The organism is Ruegeria sp. MALMAid1280 (assembly GCF_049195285.1).
Lineage (GTDB): Bacteria > Pseudomonadota > Alphaproteobacteria > Rhodobacterales > Rhodobacteraceae > Ruegeria.
Genome location: NZ_JBMIRT010000046.1, coordinates 50,565 through 67,035, shown reverse-complemented (window position 1 = coordinate 67,035; position 16,471 = coordinate 50,565). Strand labels below are relative to the sequence as shown.

The 16,471-nt window shown below is 61.5% G+C and carries 17 protein-coding genes and 2 pseudogenes; 8 read left to right on the top strand and 11 right to left on the bottom strand.

The window, feature by feature from the left end:
• Positions 1–4: 4 nt before the first annotated feature.
• Positions 5–775, top strand: coding sequence for an HpcH/HpaI aldolase family protein (locus ACOQFT_RS10040; RefSeq protein ID WP_421597790.1), 771 nt, complete (start codon positions 5–7; stop codon positions 773–775).
• A 4-nt stretch (positions 776–779) separates the two neighbouring features.
• Here ACOQFT_RS10040 and ACOQFT_RS10035 read toward each other — a convergent pair whose 3' ends face one another.
• Complete coding sequence (locus tag ACOQFT_RS10035; protein WP_421597789.1) at positions 780–1,922, bottom strand: DUF3095 domain-containing protein; 1,143 nt, start codon at positions 1,920–1,922, stop codon at positions 780–782.
• 142 nt (positions 1,923–2,064) lie between these two features.
• On the opposite strand from ACOQFT_RS10035, the gene ACOQFT_RS10030 reads away from it, so the two are divergent.
• The 4 genes from ACOQFT_RS10030 (at position 2,065) to ACOQFT_RS10015 (ending at position 6,147) form a co-directional block, all read left to right on the top strand.
• Entirely contained in the window at positions 2,065–3,237 is a 1,173-nt protein-coding gene (locus ACOQFT_RS10030) for an MFS transporter (protein WP_421597788.1), read from the top strand.
• Between the two features lie 23 nt (positions 3,238–3,260).
• A complete protein-coding gene (locus ACOQFT_RS10025) occupies positions 3,261–4,295 on the top strand; it encodes a glycosyltransferase family 4 protein (RefSeq protein ID WP_421597787.1) in 1,035 nt (344 codons plus the stop codon).
• Between the two features lie 111 nt (positions 4,296–4,406).
• Positions 4,407–5,429: an aspartate-semialdehyde dehydrogenase gene (locus tag ACOQFT_RS10020; RefSeq protein ID WP_421597786.1), complete on the top strand. Its 1,023-nt coding sequence runs from the start codon at positions 4,407–4,409 to the stop codon at positions 5,427–5,429.
• 166 nt (positions 5,430–5,595) lie between these two features.
• On the top strand, positions 5,596–6,147 hold the full coding sequence (locus ACOQFT_RS10015) for a hypothetical protein (protein WP_421597785.1): 552 nt from the start codon (positions 5,596–5,598) through the stop codon (positions 6,145–6,147).
• Between the two features lie 41 nt (positions 6,148–6,188).
• On the opposite strand, the pseudogene ACOQFT_RS10010 reads toward ACOQFT_RS10015, so the two are convergent.
• The 6 genes and pseudogenes from ACOQFT_RS10010 to ACOQFT_RS09985 form a co-directional block, all read right to left on the bottom strand.
• A pseudogene (locus tag ACOQFT_RS10010) lies at positions 6,189–7,096 on the bottom strand (ABC transporter ATP-binding protein).
• Between the two features lie 58 nt (positions 7,097–7,154).
• Positions 7,155–7,442, bottom strand: a complete 288-nt coding sequence (locus tag ACOQFT_RS10005; protein WP_421597784.1) for an MGH1-like glycoside hydrolase domain-containing protein — start codon at positions 7,440–7,442, stop codon at positions 7,155–7,157.
• A gap of 149 nt (positions 7,443–7,591) precedes the next feature.
• A pseudogene (locus ACOQFT_RS10000) lies at positions 7,592–7,837 on the bottom strand (carbohydrate ABC transporter substrate-binding protein); the annotation flags it as partial.
• Positions 7,728–8,087, bottom strand: coding sequence for a substrate-binding domain-containing protein (locus ACOQFT_RS09995; protein WP_421597783.1), 360 nt, complete (start codon positions 8,085–8,087; stop codon positions 7,728–7,730). The gene ACOQFT_RS09995 and the pseudogene ACOQFT_RS10000, both read right to left, overlap by 110 nt.
• Before the next feature lie 61 nt (positions 8,088–8,148).
• Positions 8,149–8,685 carry an SRPBCC family protein gene (locus ACOQFT_RS09990; RefSeq protein WP_421597782.1) on the bottom strand — a complete coding sequence of 179 codons (537 nt, stop codon included), beginning with the start codon at positions 8,683–8,685 and terminating at the stop codon, positions 8,149–8,151.
• Between the two features lie 105 nt (positions 8,686–8,790).
• Complete coding sequence (locus ACOQFT_RS09985; protein ID WP_421597781.1) at positions 8,791–9,441, bottom strand: carbonic anhydrase; 651 nt, start codon at positions 9,439–9,441, stop codon at positions 8,791–8,793.
• Positions 9,442–9,587: 146 nt separating this feature from the next.
• On the opposite strand from ACOQFT_RS09985, the gene ACOQFT_RS09980 reads away from it, so the two are divergent.
• From ACOQFT_RS09980 to ACOQFT_RS09970, 3 genes are all read left to right on the top strand, one after another.
• Positions 9,588–9,977: a hypothetical protein gene (locus ACOQFT_RS09980; RefSeq protein ID WP_421597780.1), complete on the top strand. Its 390-nt coding sequence runs from the start codon at positions 9,588–9,590 to the stop codon at positions 9,975–9,977.
• Between the two features lie 63 nt (positions 9,978–10,040).
• Entirely contained in the window at positions 10,041–11,423 is a 1,383-nt protein-coding gene (locus tag ACOQFT_RS09975) for a leucyl aminopeptidase family protein (protein ID WP_421597779.1), read from the top strand.
• A complete protein-coding gene (locus ACOQFT_RS09970; protein ID WP_421597778.1) occupies positions 11,420–12,157 on the top strand; it encodes a C40 family peptidase in 738 nt (245 codons plus the stop codon). Before ACOQFT_RS09975 ends, ACOQFT_RS09970 begins: the two co-directional genes overlap by 4 nt.
• Here the strand turns inward: ACOQFT_RS09970 and ACOQFT_RS09965 are convergent.
• The 4 genes from ACOQFT_RS09965 to ACOQFT_RS09950 form a co-directional block, all read right to left on the bottom strand.
• The gene (locus ACOQFT_RS09965; protein WP_421597777.1) at positions 12,154–12,504 is read right to left on the bottom strand and encodes a DUF2794 domain-containing protein; all 351 of its coding nucleotides are present in this window, start codon (positions 12,502–12,504) and stop codon (positions 12,154–12,156) included. The genes ACOQFT_RS09970 and ACOQFT_RS09965 overlap by 4 nt on opposite strands.
• A gap of 77 nt (positions 12,505–12,581) precedes the next feature.
• Entirely contained in the window at positions 12,582–14,246 is a 1,665-nt protein-coding gene (locus ACOQFT_RS09960; protein WP_421597776.1) for an ABC transporter permease, read from the bottom strand.
• Positions 14,247–14,367: 121 nt separating this feature from the next.
• The gene (locus ACOQFT_RS09955; RefSeq protein ID WP_421597775.1) at positions 14,368–15,588 is read right to left on the bottom strand and encodes a phenylacetate--CoA ligase family protein; all 1,221 of its coding nucleotides are present in this window, start codon (positions 15,586–15,588) and stop codon (positions 14,368–14,370) included.
• A 19-nt stretch (positions 15,589–15,607) separates the two neighbouring features.
• A complete protein-coding gene (locus tag ACOQFT_RS09950; protein ID WP_421597774.1) occupies positions 15,608–16,441 on the bottom strand; it encodes an ABC transporter ATP-binding protein in 834 nt (277 codons plus the stop codon).
• Between the last annotated feature and the right edge of the window lie 30 nt (positions 16,442–16,471).

Genomic DNA, 16,471 nt, shown 5'->3' with positions numbered 1-16,471 from the left:
CCAAATGGCTGCGCCCACAAACACATTCAAACAGGCTCTAACAAGTGGCAAACGCCTAGTTGGTTGTTGGAGCAGCTTTGCCGAGCCCGTCGCGGCCGAGATCATGGGCACCGCCGGGTTCGACTGGCTGGTGATCGACGGGGAACACGCGCCGAATGACATCCGTTCGCTGCGGGATCAGTTGATGGCGCTGGCCGCCAGCCCCTCGCATCCGGTGGTGCGGGTACCTGTGGGTGATACGGCATTGATCAAGATGGTGCTGGATATCGGCGCACAAACCATTCTGGTGCCCATGGTCAACAGTGCCGATCAGGCGCGCAACCTCGTGCGGGCCTGCCGCTATCCGCCCGAAGGGCTGCGTGGGGTCGGAGCCGGCGCGGCGCGGGCCACGGGCTATGGCTCGGTCACAGATTACATTCAGACCGCAGATGAACAGATTTGCTTGCTGGTGCAGGTGGAAAACCGCGCCGGGATGGCGGCATTGGACGACATTCTGCAGGTCGAGGGCGTCGATGGCGTGTTCATCGGCCCTGCGGACCTGTCCACCGATATGGGCTTTCAGGGCAACAGCGCCGCGCCCGAGGTGCGCGCCACCATCGCCGATGCCATTGCGCGGATCAAAGCTGCGGGCAAAGCGCCCGGCATTCTGGGCACCAATGACGACGCCAACCAGGCCTATCTGGACATGGGCGCGCAGTTTCTGGCGGTGGGGATCGATGTGATGCTGCTGGCGCAAGCCGCGCGGGAACTGGCGGCAAAATGGAAAGCGAAATAGCGCCCTAGCCCTGCATCCCGGCGGCAGCCTGTGCGTAACCGCCCGAGGCCCCGTCGACGAAATGCACATGGTCGTCCCGCATGGCCGAGGGCACAAAGCAGGTCATCATCGCCTCGTCCTGTGCGTGCAGCCCATAGCGGACCTTACCCTGTTCGCGCGCCTGTTCCAGCATGATCCTGATTTGCTTCAGCGTGGACGGGTCGCAATCCAGCGTCATCTTCAGCCCGTCATCGAATTTGCGGAAATCGGCGTTGCGGCTGACCATGTGTTTGTAGTGCCCGGGATCGAACTCGCCCAACCGCTTGCCGGTCTTGAACAACAACGCGATCAGCAGGTTTTGCCCCAGCAGCTTGATCCTCTGCCCAAGCAGGTTGCGCCCCGCGCGCGAGACACGGGCGTCCAACTCGACATCCGGCGGCGGCCAGCTGATCGGCGGGCCGTTTTCCGGCACCGGGTGGCCTGCGCGCTCCAACCGTTCCGAGGCGGTCAGAACCGATCGCGCCAGATCGGCAAAGTCGCTCTCGGTTGCTTTCTGCGTCGGCTGGATCACCACCGAGACGATCTGACCGTGACGCGCCTTGCTGTTGGCCCAGCGGCAGGACAGGCCGGTCAGATCAGGCAGCGCGCCCGGCTCGGCCGGCGGCACTTCGAACGCGCCGGACTTCATCTGCGCTTCGGCCCAAGCCAGCCCGCCGCCAGAAAACATGGCATAATCCACACCGTCCGAGGGCGCATAGCGCGCCACCCGCAAATCCCGGCCGGCCGAACGGATTTCGGACACCGGCACCAATGCGCCGCGCAGCGCGATCGAGAACTCTTCGTCGGCCCAGCGCCGCAGCTCGGCCAGTACTGTGCGGGCGGCATCCACAGCGCTGGCGGGGATGGCAAACCCGGCGCCATCGCCGCCGAAGACATAGGGAAACTCCTGCCCCTTCAACGCGTTGATCATGGCCGAGATCACCGCCGCGCCCACCATGTTGACGGTCTTGTAGCGACCCCGCGCAATCTCACCGGTGGAATCGACGATATCGGCCACGCCCAGCGCCCAGTCACCCGGCACGGGTGTAAATCGCGCTGGCTGCGCCAGGCTTGTAAAGTCCCGCTGTCGGGGAAGGCTGTCATAAAAGGCGGCCTGTGCGTCTTTCATCGGCACCTCGGGGTGATGGGTATTGGAACAGATAGCCCGAATGTGAACGCTGTCCGGTGAAAGCAGTATAGCACACAAGCTTGTGTGGCGCACCGGGACGTGCCAAGCATTTCTGCGCAACCTGGGCAGGAAGGGGCGGTTCATGAAGGCAGGTCTGGTGGTCTTGTGCCTGGGCTACGTGCTCAGCCAGTTTTTTCGCGCCTTTCTGGCGGTGCTGAGCGTCGATCTGGGCCGCGATATCGGCGCCACGCCCGAGGATCTGGCCTTTGCCTCGGGGCTTTGGTTTCTGGTCTTTGCAGCAATGCAGTTGCCGGTGGGCTGGGCACTGGATCAGATCGGGCCGCGCCTGACAGCAGCGGTGTTGCTACTGGTCGGCGGCGCGGGCGGTGCGGCACTGTTCGCCGTGGCCAGCACACCGCTTCACATTGCCATCGCGATGGGGTTGATCGGGATCGGGTGCTCTCCAGTGCTGATGGCGTCTTACTACATCTTTGCGCGGGAATACCCGCCCGCACGGTTTGCGACGCTGGCCGCGGTGATGCTGGGCGTGGGCTCGGTGGGCAATCTGGTGGCCTCCTACCCCACCGCGCTGGCAGTCGAGCTGATGGGATGGCGCGCGACGATGTGGGGGCTGGCGCTGTTCTCGGGTGCCATTGCACTGGGCATCTGGGTCACCGTGCATGACCCCAAACGGGTCGAGACCGAGCAACGGGGATCCGTTCTGGACTTGCTGAAGGAACCCGCGCTCTGGGCGATCCTGCCGCTGATGCTGGTGGCCTATGCGCCCGCGGCGGCCACACGCGGGTTGTGGGCCGGGCCGTATCTGAGTGATATCTTCGCCCTCAGCACCACGCAGATCGGTACCGCGACCCTGATCATGGGGGCGGCGATGATTGCCGGAACCTTTGCCTATGGCCCGCTCGACCGGATGCTGGGCACGCGGAAATGGGTGATCTTCGGGGGCAATGCGCTGGGCACGGTGGCGCTGGTCCTTCTGTGCCTGTGGATCAACAGCGCGGTCTGGCTGTCGGTGGTGCTGATGGCGGTGATCGGCTTCATGGGGGCCAGCTTTCCGGTCATTATGGCTCATGGCCGCGCCTTTGTGGCGCCGCATCTGGTCGGGCGTGGCATGACCCTGCTGAACCTCTTTGGCATTGGCGGTGTTGGCATCGCGCAATTCGTCACCGGTCGCATTCATGCGGCCACGGTGGACATCAGCCCGACCGCGCCCTACACAGCGATATTCGGCTTTTTCGCGGTCACGCTTGCCATTGGCTGCGTGATCTATCTATTCAGCCGTGACAGCGTTGACTGACGCTGGAACCGTCAGGAGAGCCCATGTCCGACCCGCGCGTCATTGCCCCCAATCTGAAACGCCGGCTTTCGGGCGTGACCGCGACGATTGCCCGGCTGGTGCCGCTGCAGGTGCAATGGATCGACATCGCCGCGACCGGGCCGGGCCTACCCGAAGACATCCCGCATATCCCGCTGAGCCGCCTGCCCTTTCTGTCGCGCAAAACCCTGCGCGTCTGGCACGCCCGCCGCAATACCGAAATGCTGCTGGGCCTGTTCCTGCGCAACATACTGCGGCTGCGGCTGAAACTGCTGTTCACCAGCGCCTCGCAGCGCGCCCACACTGGCTATACCAAGTGGCTGATCGAGAAGATGGACGCGGTGGTCGCCACCTCGCGCAAGACGGCCGGATATCTGGAGCGCGACGCGCAGGTGATTATGCATGGCATCAACCTGCAGGATTTCACCCCGCCCGAGGATAAGGCGGCCATTCGGTCGCGACTGGGCCTGCCGGACGGCCTGTTGCTGGGCTGTTATGGCCGCATCCGCCATCAGAAGGGAACCGACGCTTTTGTTGACGCGATGATCGACCTGTGCGGGCGCCTCGACGACGTGCACGGCATCGTCATGGGCCGCGCCACCGAGAAACACACCACCTTTCTGGCCGAACTCAAGGACAAGGTCGCCAAGGCGGGCCTGTCCGACCGCATCCTGTTCATGCCCGAGGTCACCGTGGACCAGATCGCCGAGTGGTATCAGGTGCTGGACCTGTTCATCGCCCCGCAACGGTGGGAGGGGTTCGGCCTCACCCCATTGGAAGCAATGGCCTGCGGCGTACCGGTCGTAGCCACCAATGTGGGCGCGTTTTCCGAGATCGTCACCGAGCCGTCGCTGGGCCGCGTGGTCGAGCCCGGTGATATCCCCGCCCTGGCTGATGCTGCCGCCGAAATGCTCGCGAACCGCGATTCCCTGACTCAATCCGGCATCGCCGCCCGCGCCCATGTCGAACAGAATTTCGACATCAATGGTGAGGCCAGGACCCTTGTGGCGCTCTACGAGAGGCTTCTGAACGACGCCTGACGCCATTTGCCGCGTAAAATCGGTGTCATTGCGGCAAATATACCCCGAAAACTCTTTTTTCTTCGCTGCAACGCGGCTATGAACGCGCGTCCTTAACTTTGGAGACATGAAATGGGCTATCGCGTCGTTGTCGCCGGCGCCACGGGTAACGTGGGCCGCGAAATGCTGAACATCCTGGCGGAACGCCAGTTCCCGGTCGATGAACTTGCCGTGCTGGCAAGCCGCCGTTCGCTGGGAACCGAAGTAAGCTTCGGCGACAAGACACTGACGACCCAGGACATCGACACTTTCGACTTCACCGGCTGGGACATGGCACTGTTCGCCATCGGCTCGGACGCGACCAAGGTCTACGCCCCCAAAGCGGCGGCGGCGGGTTGCGTGGTGATCGATAACAGCTCGCTCTATCGCTATGACCCGGAGATTCCGCTGATCGTGCCGGAATGTAACCCGCAGGCGATCCACGACTATAAAAACAAGAACATCATCGCCAACCCCAACTGCTCGACCGCGCAGATGGTTGTCGCGCTGAAGCCGCTGCATGACCGCGCCAGGATCAAACGCGTTGTCGTGTCGACCTATCAGTCGGTATCGGGTGCAGGCAAAGACGGCATGGATGAGCTGTGGGATCAGACCAAAGCGGTCTACAACCCAACCACGGACGTGCCGCCGAACAAGTTCCAGAAGCAGATCGCCTTCAACGTCATTCCGCAGATCGACGTCTTCATGGAAGACGGCTCGACCAAGGAAGAGTGGAAGATGGTTGTGGAAACCAAAAAGATCGTCGATCCGTCGATCAAGGTCACAGCCACCTGCGTCCGCGTTCCGGTCTTCGTCGGCCACTCTGAGGCCGTGAACATCGAGTTCGAAGAATTCCTAGACGAAGACGAAGCCCGCGACATCCTGCGCGAGGCACCGGGCATCATGGTGATCGACAAGCGCGAGCCCGGTGGCTACGTCTCGCCGATCGAATGCGCGGGCGATTTCGCCACGTTCATCAGCCGCATCCGTCAGGACTCGACCGTTGAAAACGGTATCAACCTGTGGTGCGTCTCGGACAACCTGCGCAAGGGTGCCGCCCTGAACGCCGTCCAGATCGCCGAACTGCTGGGCCGTGAGGTTCTGAAAAAGGGCTGAGGCTGACACTCAGAAGATCATTATAACCCCGTCGCACCGTCGGCGGGGTTTTTATTTGTGGCTAAGGAAATTTGAAATCAGACGTTGTTGAATTGACTATCGTCGTATTCTTCGGTCTCTATTTCTTGGCATTCTGTATCGGAAAGGCGAAGGTTAGAAAGCTCTGATGAATTTCGGAAACGCTGGAATTTTTCTGCGCGCGCTGCTTGCGCCGGTTGTAACCTCTTTCCTAGCCGGCACAGCTTCTGCACAAGACCTTTGTGCCACCGGGCAGATCGTGATCAACCAATCAGAGGATGGCTCAACTGTCAGTTTTCCAGAATTCTACCCGATCAAATTGACCTCTTCGAAGGACTGTTCGTTTAAGGATACGTGTTTGTACGACCTATTGGTCGTTTCAGGTGACAAAACGAAAACGCAACTCAAAGAGCTCGAAATCACGGACCTTTGCAGCGCAGCATCGGAGTACAAAGGACAGTTCGAAAAACATGGGGTTAGTGAGTATTCGCCGTTTTTGATGAAGGTCTACGAATATAGCAGGTTCACCAGCATCGCGATCGAAACGACGATGGGATCCATAGGCATTTCGAAGACTGACTATTTAATGAACTCAGACGGGTTTGGTTGGGTACACAATCTGCTCGAAGATGGCGGGACATTTTTGACGGCTGGTCCTGCGGCATCTACTTTCGACGTAAGTTACACGTTCAATCCATAATTGGGATGACGCGATAGTTCGCCGCACCACCCCAATGTCGCTTACAACGCCTGCCCCTCCTCATCAAAAAACTGGAGCTTTTCCGGCGCAAAGTGCAGACCGATCTTTGCACCAGCCTTGATCTCGGTATCGCCGCCAAGGCGGACGGTGACTTTCTCCTCGGTGCCGCAATCGACAATGACGAACATATCGGCACCCAGGTATTCGACCACCTCGACCATGCCGTCGCTGTGACCCGCGCCGGGTTCGACCACGCTGATATGTTCCGGGCGGATGCCCAGCATCGTGGCCGTGCCGGTGCGGTCGAACGGTCCGCTGCCGCCGTTTTCCAACTGGAACTGGTCTCCGGAGACGGTGCAGGGCAACACGTTCATCTTCGGGCTGCCGATGAACTGCGCCACGAACAGGTTGGCGGGGCGCTCGTATAGCTCACGAGGCGTACAGACCTGCGCGGTTTTGCCGACTCCAGCACCACGATTCGGTCGGCGAGCGTCATTGCCTCGACCTGATCGTGGATCACGTAAATCATGGTGCGATTGAGGCTTTGGTGCAACTTGGCAATCTCGTACCGGATCTCGACCCGCAGGGCGGCGCCGAGGTTAGACAGTGGCTCGTCAAACAGGAATGCCGTGGGGTCGCGCCCGATCGAACGCCCGATGCCCGCACGCTCGGCAATCTCGGCCTTGGAAACGCCCGCCACTTTCAGCGAGAAACCCATGTTCATTGCCACGGTCAGGCGCGGGCACAGCACATAGGACTGAAATACCATCGTCAGCCCGCGTCTCAAGGGCGGGAGATCGGTGACGTCGTTCCCGTTGATCAGAAGCGACCCGCGCGAGATATCCTCGGGCCCGCCAATCATCCGCAACAAGGCGGATGTGCCACAGCCCGAGGGGCCGACGAACTCCCCTTCTGCGATCTGCAAGTCGATGCCTTTGTTCGCCTGCACGTCGCCGAACCATTTATCGACAGAATGATCTCAATGCTGCCCTTCAGTTCCTCCCGGCTCAATGCAGCCAGACGGTGGCAGTCCACGTAAACGAATTGCCCCTGGCCGGGTTGCCGGTGATCGGGCCGCAATATTCGGAAAAGCCGTGGCCTGCGCTCAGACGGTCAGTATTCAGACGCAGGGCTTCGGCCTCGACGCCGTGGCCCATTCCCGCCAGCCCGAACTCTGTCAGCATGTTCATGAAGGCCCAGGTCGGCCCGCGCCAATAGCGACGCTCATCAAACTTGGGCATGTTTGGGTCATAGCTGGAGATCGGATGCGGCACGGTGGTCAGAACGGTTTTCACGCAGCCCAACATCTGCGGAGAGTCATCCCCCCATACCAGCACAAATAGCTCGTGTTAGAGATGTTTTTTAGCCATTCACCCGCACGTGCATCGCGGGCGTCAAAGGCGTGCAGGGTGGTGACGCTCATGGTCAGGTCGGCGACGCGGAACGGGTTGTCGGCATCGCCGCGACGGACCGGGAACTTGCCCTCGGGCGCAATCGCCAGTGTCTGGGTATAGCCCTGATCCATGGCGTATTTCACGAACTCCATCGCCGCGTCGCTAGTGATGCCAAAGTAGCGCACGTCACCCCATGCCGCACCATCGGGGTTGGATGGGCCGGACAGTTTGGTCACAACGCCGGTCTTGCCCGCCAGATCGCGCAAGGTCGGGTCGTCGGTGATGGTCGGCGGGGCGCGCATAGCGGTATTCCGGAATGCCGTCATAGCCGATGACCGAGACGTCCCGGCCGATCTCAATCCCCAGATCCCGCGCGGTTGCACAGAACCCCAACGCGGCCAGATCGGCGGCAATGACAATCGCGGTGGACGGCAGATCCTGCTGCATAAGCACCATCGCCTGCACGGCATCGTCTTCGCGCGTCCGGGCGCCCTCGCGGATCAGATCGGGATCAAGCGGCAGACCCGCCTGATGCAAACTGGACATTTTTTAGCGCCTTTGCTGATTTTCCATTCTGATGCTGGGACTTACCCAGGGGCGATGTCCGCTAACCCTGCGTTTCGACCAGCACTTTCAGATTGGACAGGCCCCGTTCGTAGTCGCCGCCGACCCATTCATCCATCATCAGCCCCATCCACCGCGCCATCGGATTCAGGCCCAGATCAGTGACGAATCCCCAGGTCACCTGCGTCCGGTCACCTTCGGGCACCAGATCAAACGACGCCGTGGCGGTGCCCATCGACCCGAAATCCAGCGCCGTTCTGACCGCCTGATCGGGGATGCTTTCAATGATCTTCTGCGTTCCGGTCCCGACCTGCGGATGCTCGGAACTCCAGTTCAGGGTATTGCCCACCCCGGTCGCGGGGCCGCTATAGGTCAGTTGCGTTGCGGGATCGCGTTCCAGCCAGGGCGACCATTTCTCGGTCTCCTGCATCGAATTTACATAGGGAAAGATGGCAGCGGGCGGGGCGTCGATGACAATGCTGCGCGCCACTTCGGCCCGTCCGGGCAACAGGTAGGAAACCCCGATCAGCAGCAATACAAGCACAAGCAGAGCCAGAAGAATGCGTTTGATGAATCGCATGAGACGTCCCCGATCCAAACCCGGATAAGGCGACTATAACAAAAAATAGCGCGGAATCAGAGACCTGATCACGCGCTTGTCAAATCCACGGACTGTTCCGACGGGTCAGACGACCACGAATTTCTTGTCCTGCGGGTCATAACATTGCAGCCCGCCCTCGCCGATATCGGTCCACAGCCCATGCAGGCTGAGCGAGCTGTCCTGCACCGCCGAAGACACAAACGGGAAGGTCATCAGGTTCTCGAGCGAGGCGACAACCGCCTGCCGTTCGAACTGACGCGCCTGATCGACACTGTCCTCGATATCGGCCACCAGCTCGTATTTCGGCTTCAGAATATCCATCCAGCGTCCGACAAAGCTGTCCTTGGCTTCCAGCTGCGGGGCCTGGCCTTTGCACATGTCGATGCAGCCCTGAACCCCGCCACATTGCGAATGGCCCAGCACGATCAGATGCGCCACCTTCAGCGCAGTCACGGCGTATTCGATTGCCGCACTGGTGCCGTGGTGATCGCCGTCAGGCGCGTAAGGCGGCACCAGATTGGCGATGTTGCGGTGGATAAAGAAATCGCCCTGATCCGCCCCGAACATCGAGGTCACATGCACGCGGCTGTCGCAACACGATATCACCATCGCACGCGGGCGCTGCCCCTCGGTTGCAAGGCGGCGGAACCAGACCTGATTTTCGGAATAGGTGGTGGCTTTCCAGCCGTGATACCGTTTGACCAAATAGCCCGGCAGAGGTTTCGCTAAGTCCATTCTTCTGTCCACTTTTTCGAGTTCCTAAGGGCTGCTCTACCCCGAATTCGCAGAAAATTCGAGCAATTATCCTGCGCAGATGCAAGGTTTTGCAAAGGAATTCGCGATCAAAGTCGATCCATGCCGTGGGGGCATAGAGAATTGGGGTGAACGTGGTGGAAAAGATACTCACGCTTGAACACAAGGAAACCGTCCGGCTGGACCTTGACCAGTTGAGCGGGCTGTACCGCCAACTGGGCGATAAGAACGCGCTGGATGTTCTGTGCCGAACGGTCGAGGAACTGGCCGTGCGCCTGTCGAACTGCGAACGGTTCTGGCGGCAGCGCGATTGGGCGGGGCTGCGCAAATGCGCGCGCTCGCTGGTGGCAATCGCGGACCAGATCGGCATGGTCGCGCTGGCGCGGGTTGCCGGGGATGTGGCGCAGACCGTGGATACAGGCGACGCGGTGGCCACCGGCGCCACCCTGTCGCGGCTGATCCGGGTCGGAGAGAAATCGCTGACCGTGATCTGGGATCAGCAGGATCTTTCCGTCTGACAGGGCTTGCGGACGGGCCGTGGACGGATAGGCTGGGCGCAAACCGAACCAGCCGAGATTTCCATGACCCTGTCCTTTGCATCACCCTCTGACCCCTCGCTGCCGCTGCACGTCATCGCGCAACCCGATCTGGATGACTGGCTGACGGGCCTGCCGGATCACGTGTCGAACTGGGTGCAAGCCAGCGACTTTACCGGCGCGCTGGGGCAGGTCGCGCTGATCCCCGGTCCGGAAGGAACGCCGCAATTTGCCGTGGCAGGCTATGGCAAAGCCGAAGGTCGCGCGCGCAAGCGGTTTCCGCTGGCCGCCGCCGCCGAATCCCTGCCCGAAGGCACCTATCACATCGCGTCGGGCGTGCCTGCGGATGCGCTGGCCATCGAATGTCTGGGCTGGCTTCTGACCGGCTATGCGTTTGATCGCTATGCCGCCCAATCCGGGGCCAAGGCCCGTCTGGTTGCCCCGGAAGGGATCGACGCGGCGCGGATCGAGGTTCTGGCCCAGGCCGAGGCCCTGACCCGCGATTTGGTCAACACGCCTACCGAAGATATGGGCCCGGACCAGTTGCAAGCCGCCACCGAGGCGCTGGCACAGGAATTCGGCGCCACGTGCAACGTGATCAAGGGGCAGGCCCTGCTGGACCAGAACTTTCCGATGATCCACGCCGTTGGCCGCGCCGCCGCGCAGGAACCACGCCTGATCGAGATGAACTGGGGCGGTTCCGGCCGCAAGCTGACTTTGGTCGGTAAAGGCGTGTGTTTCGATACCGGGGGGCTGAACCTGAAGCCCGGCAACTCGATGGCATTGATGAAAAAGGACATGGGCGGATCGGCCAATGTGCTGGGTCTGGCGCGGATGATCATGGCGCTGAAGCTGCCATTGCAGCTGCGGGTGCTGATCCCGGCGGTTGAGAACTCGGTCGCCGGAAACGCCTTTCGGCCCGGTGACATCCTGACCTCGCGCAAGGGTCTGACGGTCGAGATCAACAACACCGATGCCGAGGGACGGCTGGTGCTGGCCGACGCGCTGACTCTGGCGGATGAGGGCGCCCCCGATCTGGTAATCTCGATGGCCACGCTGACCGGCGCAGCGCGGGTGGCCGTTGGCGGCGATCTGGCGCCGTTCTACACCGATGACGACGGTGCCGCCGAGGCGCTGTCGCGAGCCGCGCGACAGGCCGCCGATCCGGTCTGGCGAATGCCGTTCCACAATCCCTATGAGGCGATGATCGAACCGGGCATTGCCGATCTGGACAACGCGCCCTCGGGCGGGTTTGCAGGATCGATCACCGCCGCGCTGTTCCTGCGCCGGTTTGTGGGCGACAGCCGCTATATGCATTTCGACATCTATTCCTGGCAAGCCAGCAAAGCGCCGGGCCGCAGCAAAGGCGGACTTGGCCAAGGCCCGCGCGCGCTGCTGACCGCCCTGCCCGAGATTCTGGACCTATGACCCAACAGCGCATCATAAACCCCGTGGTCAACCTGCTGCGCCACCCCGATGGGCCGCGGGACCGGCAGCTTTTGTTTGGCGACGCCGTCACGGTGACAGAAACCCAGGGCGGCTGGAGCCGGATCACCGCGGACAAAGACGGCTACTCTGGCTGGGTCGCCTCGGACCAGTTGGGAGCGCCGGTTGCCGATACCCATTGGATCACCGCCCCGGCCACCCATGCCTATGCGGAACCGGATATGAAAAGCCCCGACCGGGTCTCGCTGAGTTTCGGCAGCAGGGTTCAGGTTCTGTCGGAACAGAACAGGTTTCTGGAAACGGAACTGGGCTTCATCCCCGCCGTTCACGCCAAGCTCAACGCCACCCATCTGACCGATCCGGTCGCCGTGGCCGAGATGTTTCTGGGCACGCCTTATCTGTGGGGTGGCAACAGCCGGTTCGGACTGGATTGCTCGGGTCTGGTACAGGCCGGGCTATTGGCCTGCGGCATCCCCTGCCCCGGCGACAGCGGCGATCAGGAACGGGAGCTGGGCCAGGCCCTGCCCGCAGGCACAGAACCGAAACACGGCGATCTGCTGTTCTGGAAAGGCCATGTCGCCTGGGTCTATGACGACAACATGCTGCTGCACGCCAATGCCTATCACATGGACGTGACATTCGAGCCGATAGATCAGGCAATCGCGCGCATTCTGGAACAGGGTGACGGCCCCGTTACATCCCACAAAAGGTTTTAATCAAGGTCGACCGAGCGGATCAGCTTGCGCTCCAGCACCCGCAGCACGGTGCGCAGGTCATGGCCACGTTTCAGGATGCGGCCATCCATGCCGATCACCGAGTACATCCCCTGTCTTTGCCGCAGACGCGGATGTTTCTCGACCCGGTAGATCGGATGCTCGGCCGTACGGCGAAAGATAGAGAAAACCGCCATATCCTTAAGGTTCGAAATACCGTAATCGCGCATTTCTCCGGCGGCGACCATCCGGCCATAGACGGACAGGATATGGGACATCTCGCGCCGGTCGAACGCGACGGGCATCTGTGCCGAGTTAGCAGAAAACCGGCTGGGAGGCTGCATGTTCATACCCTCAGCCTTGCCGGAAAACGCGTTTGAATCAAGCCCGAGCACGACAAGGTGTGGTTTTTTTGGTCGATCGTGACCTAACGCCGCCCGACCTGACGACAGATCAGAATCACCGGCAACAGCCCCACCGCAAGGATCACCAGCGAAGGTACGGCCGCCCCTTCGAGCCGCTCATCCGAGGCCAGCCGATAGGCCTGCACCGCCAATGTGTCAAAGTTGAACGGGCGCATGATCAGGGTGGCGGGAAGCTCTTTCATCACGTCGACAAAGACGATCAGCAGTGCGGTCAGCAGCGACGGTGTCAGGATCGGCAGGTGCACCCGGCGTAACGTACCCAAGGGCGTCTGACCCAAAGACCGCGCGGCGGCGTCCATATTGGCGTGAACGGTGCTCTGCCCGCCTTCATAGGCGCTGAGCGCGGCGGCCAGAAAACGCACCATATAGGCCGCGATCAGCAACCAGATCGACCCCGTCACCAACAGCCCGGTCGAGATATCGAAATTCTGCCGCATCCACGCATCCAGCGCGTTGTCAAAGCTGGCAAACGGCACCATCAGTCCCACCGCGATCACCCCGCCTGGCACCGCATATCCCAACCGCGCCAGATAACCAGCGGTGGCCGATCCCCTGCCGGGGCGCAGCCGTTGAAAGAACCCCACGCAAATCGCCGCAAAGACGGTGACCACGGCGGCGGTGCCTGCCAACGTCAGCGAATTCTGGATGAACCCGATATAGCGCCGCGACAGCAGATTCTGTTCCGACTGCAGGCCCATCTGGATCAGGATGAAAACCGGAAGCAAAAAGCCCAGCAAAACCGGGACAGCGCAAAGCGTGAACGCCGCCACCGATTGCCAGCCCTTCAACTGCGCCGAAGGCAAGGACGCGTGGCTTTTACCCGCCTGATAATACTTCGCCTTGCCGCGCTGTATCCGCTCGGCCATCGCCATGACCAGCGCAAACCCCAACAGGCACAGGGCAAGCTGTGCAGCGGCGGCGCGGTCTCCGATCGAGAACCAGCTGGTGTAGATACCCGTGGCAAAGGTTTGCACGCCGAAATAGGCCACCGTGCCGAAATCTGCGATGGTCTCCATGATCGCCAGCAGCACCCCGCCCGCAATCGCCGGTCGCGCCATCGGCAGCGAGACATGCCAGAAGGCCAGCCACGGGCTTTTGCCCAGCGCGCGGGCGGCCAGAAAAGCGGTGGCGCTTTGCTGCAGGAACGCCGCGCGGGCCAGCAGATAGACATAAGGATAGAGCACGAGGATCAGCATCACTGCCGCGCCCTCGGTCGAACGGATTTCGGGGAACCAATAGTCGCGCGGGCCCCAGCCGGTTACCTCGCGCAGGGTGGTCTGGACGATGCCGGGATGATCCAGAATGAAAGTATAGGCATAGGCCAGAACATAGGCCGGGAACGCCAGAGGCAGGACCAGCGCGATCTCAAGGAAGCGCACGCCGGGAAAACGGCACATCGTCACCAGCCACGCCGCACCCACGCCGATGGAAAAAGTGCCCGCGGCCACCAGAACCACCAAAATCACCGTCGTCAGCGCATAGCGCGGTAGAACCGTGTCCAGCAGATGCGAGATCGTGTCCGTCCCGCCCGTCACCGCCGCCAGAACAACCGCCACCATCGGCAACAGGCAGGCGGTCGCTACCAGGCAGGCCACCGTGCCGACCAGCCGGGTACCAAACACGCCCCGATGGCGCGTTCCATGTTCTGACAATTCGATTTCGGCCATGTTTCCGGTTTTGACTGGCTAAGGCGCAGGTTCCGCCTTTAATTGACCAAAACGCTAAGAAACACCAGTGGGCGGCGACACAATTCTGCGGCACATACTGCCGCAGAGCTGTTTTTCGGGGTCATTCGTAAACGCGCTGATCCTCGATCACCAAACCGTCCTTGGGCAGCGATCCGGGGGCTACCACCTCAATCGCGCCTTTCAGTTTCAGCACTTCGACCACCGATTTGGCATAGGCCACGTCGTCGTCGCGGGGGCTTTCGATCTGAACGGTCATGGTGTCCATCTCGCCCTGACGGGCGGCGATGACTCGGGCCTTGACGATCTCATCATGCTTGTCGACCAGCGCGGCCACCTGTTCGGGGCGCACGAACATGCCCTTGATCTTGGTGGTCTGATCGGCGCGGCCCATCCAGCCCTTGATCCGCAGATTTGTACGGCCACAGGGGGACTGGCCCGGCAGGATCGCCGACAGATCGCCGGTGGCAAAGCGGATCAGCGGATAGTCGGGATTCAGCGAGGTCACCACGACCTCACCCACTTCGCCCTCGGCCACGGGGGTTCCGGTACCCGGTGTTACGATCTCGACAATGATGTGCTCATCGATGATCATCCCCTCCATCGCGGGGCTTTCATAGGCGATATTGCCCAGATCGGCGGTGGCATAACATTGCAGGCACGAGATACCCCGATCAGCATATTCCTGACGCAGGGACGGGAACAGCGCGCCGCCACCAACAACGGCTACGTTGAAACCCAGTGCCACGCCCATCTCATCCGCCTTGTCCAGAATGACCTTCAGGTAATCCGGGGTTCCGGCATAGGCGGTGCAGCCAACGTCGCGCGCGGCGGTTACCTGCAGCTCGGTCTGACCAGTGCCGGCGGGCAGTACGGCGGCGCCCACGGCCCGCGCGCCGCTTTCAAAGATCATGCCCGCAGGCGTCAGGTGGTAGCCAAAGCAGTTGTGGACAATATCGCCCGGACCCACGCCCGCCGCGTGCAGGAACCGCCCCATGCGCCACCAGTCGGGATCGGTGCTGCCGGGTTCATAGATCGGGCCGGGGGATTGAAACACATGGTGGAAATGCCGCGCCGGTTTGACCGTAAAGCCGCCGAATGGTGGCCGCGCCGCCTGCGCCTGCGCCAGATCGGCTTTGCGCAAAACCGGCAGCTTCACCAGATCGTCAACCGAGGCAACAGCGTCGGTGTTCACACCGGCCAGATGCGCCTCGAACCCCGGTGCGGACAGCGCCCGCTGAAGCTGAACGCGCAAGGCCTGCGCCTGATCGGAGGCACGCTGGTCGGCTGAACGGGTTTCGAGCGCGTCGTAATAATTCGTCATGACCATATCCTCCATCCGCTTACAGCCACCTCTTGCGACGGCGATACGAGCGCACGTCGCGGAAGCTTTTGCGCCCCTCATCCGACATGCCGAGATAGAATTCCTTCACGTCCGGGTTCTCGCGCAGCTCAGCCGCCGGACCATCCATCACTACGCGGCCCGATTCCAGAATATATCCGTAATGGGCAAACCGCAGCGCCACATTGGTGTTCTGTTCAGCCAGCAGGAAGGATACGCCTTCTTTTTCGTTCAAATCCTTCACGATGCCGAAAATCTCTTCGACCAGCTGCGGCGCCAGACCCATCGAAGGTTCGTCCAGCAGGATCGTTTCGGGGCGCGACATCAGGGCCCGGCCCATCGCCACCATCTGCTGTTCACCGCCCGAGGTATAACCGGCCTGAGAGCGGCGGCGTTCCTTGAGGCGGGGGAAATAGGTATAGACCAGCTCAAGATCCTGTTGGATCGCCGTCTTGCCGTCCTTGCGGGTATAGGCGCCGGTCAGCAGGTTTTCCTCGACCGTCAGGTGTTCGAAACAATGGCGGCCTTCCATCACCTGGATGACGCCCTTTTCCACCAGATCGGCCGGATCGCTTTCATGCACACTGGTGCCACGGTATTTGATCGACCCTTTGGTGACCTCGCCGCGTTCCGAATGCAGCAGGTTCGACACCGCCTTGAGTGTCGTCGTCTTGCCCGCCCCGTTTCCGCCGAGCAGAGCGGTAATGCCCCCTTTGGGCACGGTCAGGCTGACACCCTTCAGAACCAGGATGACGTGGTTGTAGATCACCTCGATATTGTTCACCTCAAGCAGGGTTTCCGCCTGAACTTCGGTGTTTTGAGCCGCATCCAGCATCTGCGCGTGTCCTTGTGCGAGTGTGGGGTT

Bases quoted from the DNA above. Each gene is read 5' to 3' on its own strand.
- ACOQFT_RS09955 (WP_421597775.1), bottom strand. From the start codon at position 15,588: ATGACGAATTATTACGACGCGCTCGAAACCCGTTCAGCCGACCAGCGT.
- ACOQFT_RS09950 (WP_421597774.1), bottom strand. From the start codon at position 16,441: ATGCTGGATGCGGCTCAAAACACCGAAGTTCAGGCGGAAACCCTGCTT.
- ACOQFT_RS10030 (WP_421597788.1), top strand. From the start codon at position 2,065: ATGAAGGCAGGTCTGGTGGTCTTGTGCCTGGGCTACGTGCTCAGCCAG.
- ACOQFT_RS09975 (WP_421597779.1), top strand. From the start codon at position 10,041: ATGACCCTGTCCTTTGCATCACCCTCTGACCCCTCGCTGCCGCTGCAC.
- ACOQFT_RS10025 (WP_421597787.1), top strand. From the start codon at position 3,261: ATGTCCGACCCGCGCGTCATTGCCCCCAATCTGAAACGCCGGCTTTCG.
- ACOQFT_RS10035 (WP_421597789.1), bottom strand. From the start codon at position 1,922: ATGAAAGACGCACAGGCCGCCTTTTATGACAGCCTTCCCCGACAGCGG.
- ACOQFT_RS10020 (WP_421597786.1), top strand. From the start codon at position 4,407: ATGGGCTATCGCGTCGTTGTCGCCGGCGCCACGGGTAACGTGGGCCGC.
- ACOQFT_RS10040 (WP_421597790.1), top strand. From the start codon at position 5: ATGGCTGCGCCCACAAACACATTCAAACAGGCTCTAACAAGTGGCAAA.
- ACOQFT_RS09985 (WP_421597781.1), bottom strand. From the start codon at position 9,441: ATGGACTTAGCGAAACCTCTGCCGGGCTATTTGGTCAAACGGTATCAC.
- ACOQFT_RS09970 (WP_421597778.1), top strand. From the start codon at position 11,420: ATGACCCAACAGCGCATCATAAACCCCGTGGTCAACCTGCTGCGCCAC.
- ACOQFT_RS10015 (WP_421597785.1), top strand. From the start codon at position 5,596: ATGAATTTCGGAAACGCTGGAATTTTTCTGCGCGCGCTGCTTGCGCCG.
- ACOQFT_RS09960 (WP_421597776.1), bottom strand. From the start codon at position 14,246: ATGGCCGAAATCGAATTGTCAGAACATGGAACGCGCCATCGGGGCGTG.
- ACOQFT_RS09995 (WP_421597783.1), bottom strand. From the start codon at position 8,087: ATGTCCAGTTTGCATCAGGCGGGTCTGCCGCTTGATCCCGATCTGATC.
- ACOQFT_RS09965 (WP_421597777.1), bottom strand. From the start codon at position 12,504: ATGAACATGCAGCCTCCCAGCCGGTTTTCTGCTAACTCGGCACAGATG.
- ACOQFT_RS09990 (WP_421597782.1), bottom strand. From the start codon at position 8,685: ATGCGATTCATCAAACGCATTCTTCTGGCTCTGCTTGTGCTTGTATTG.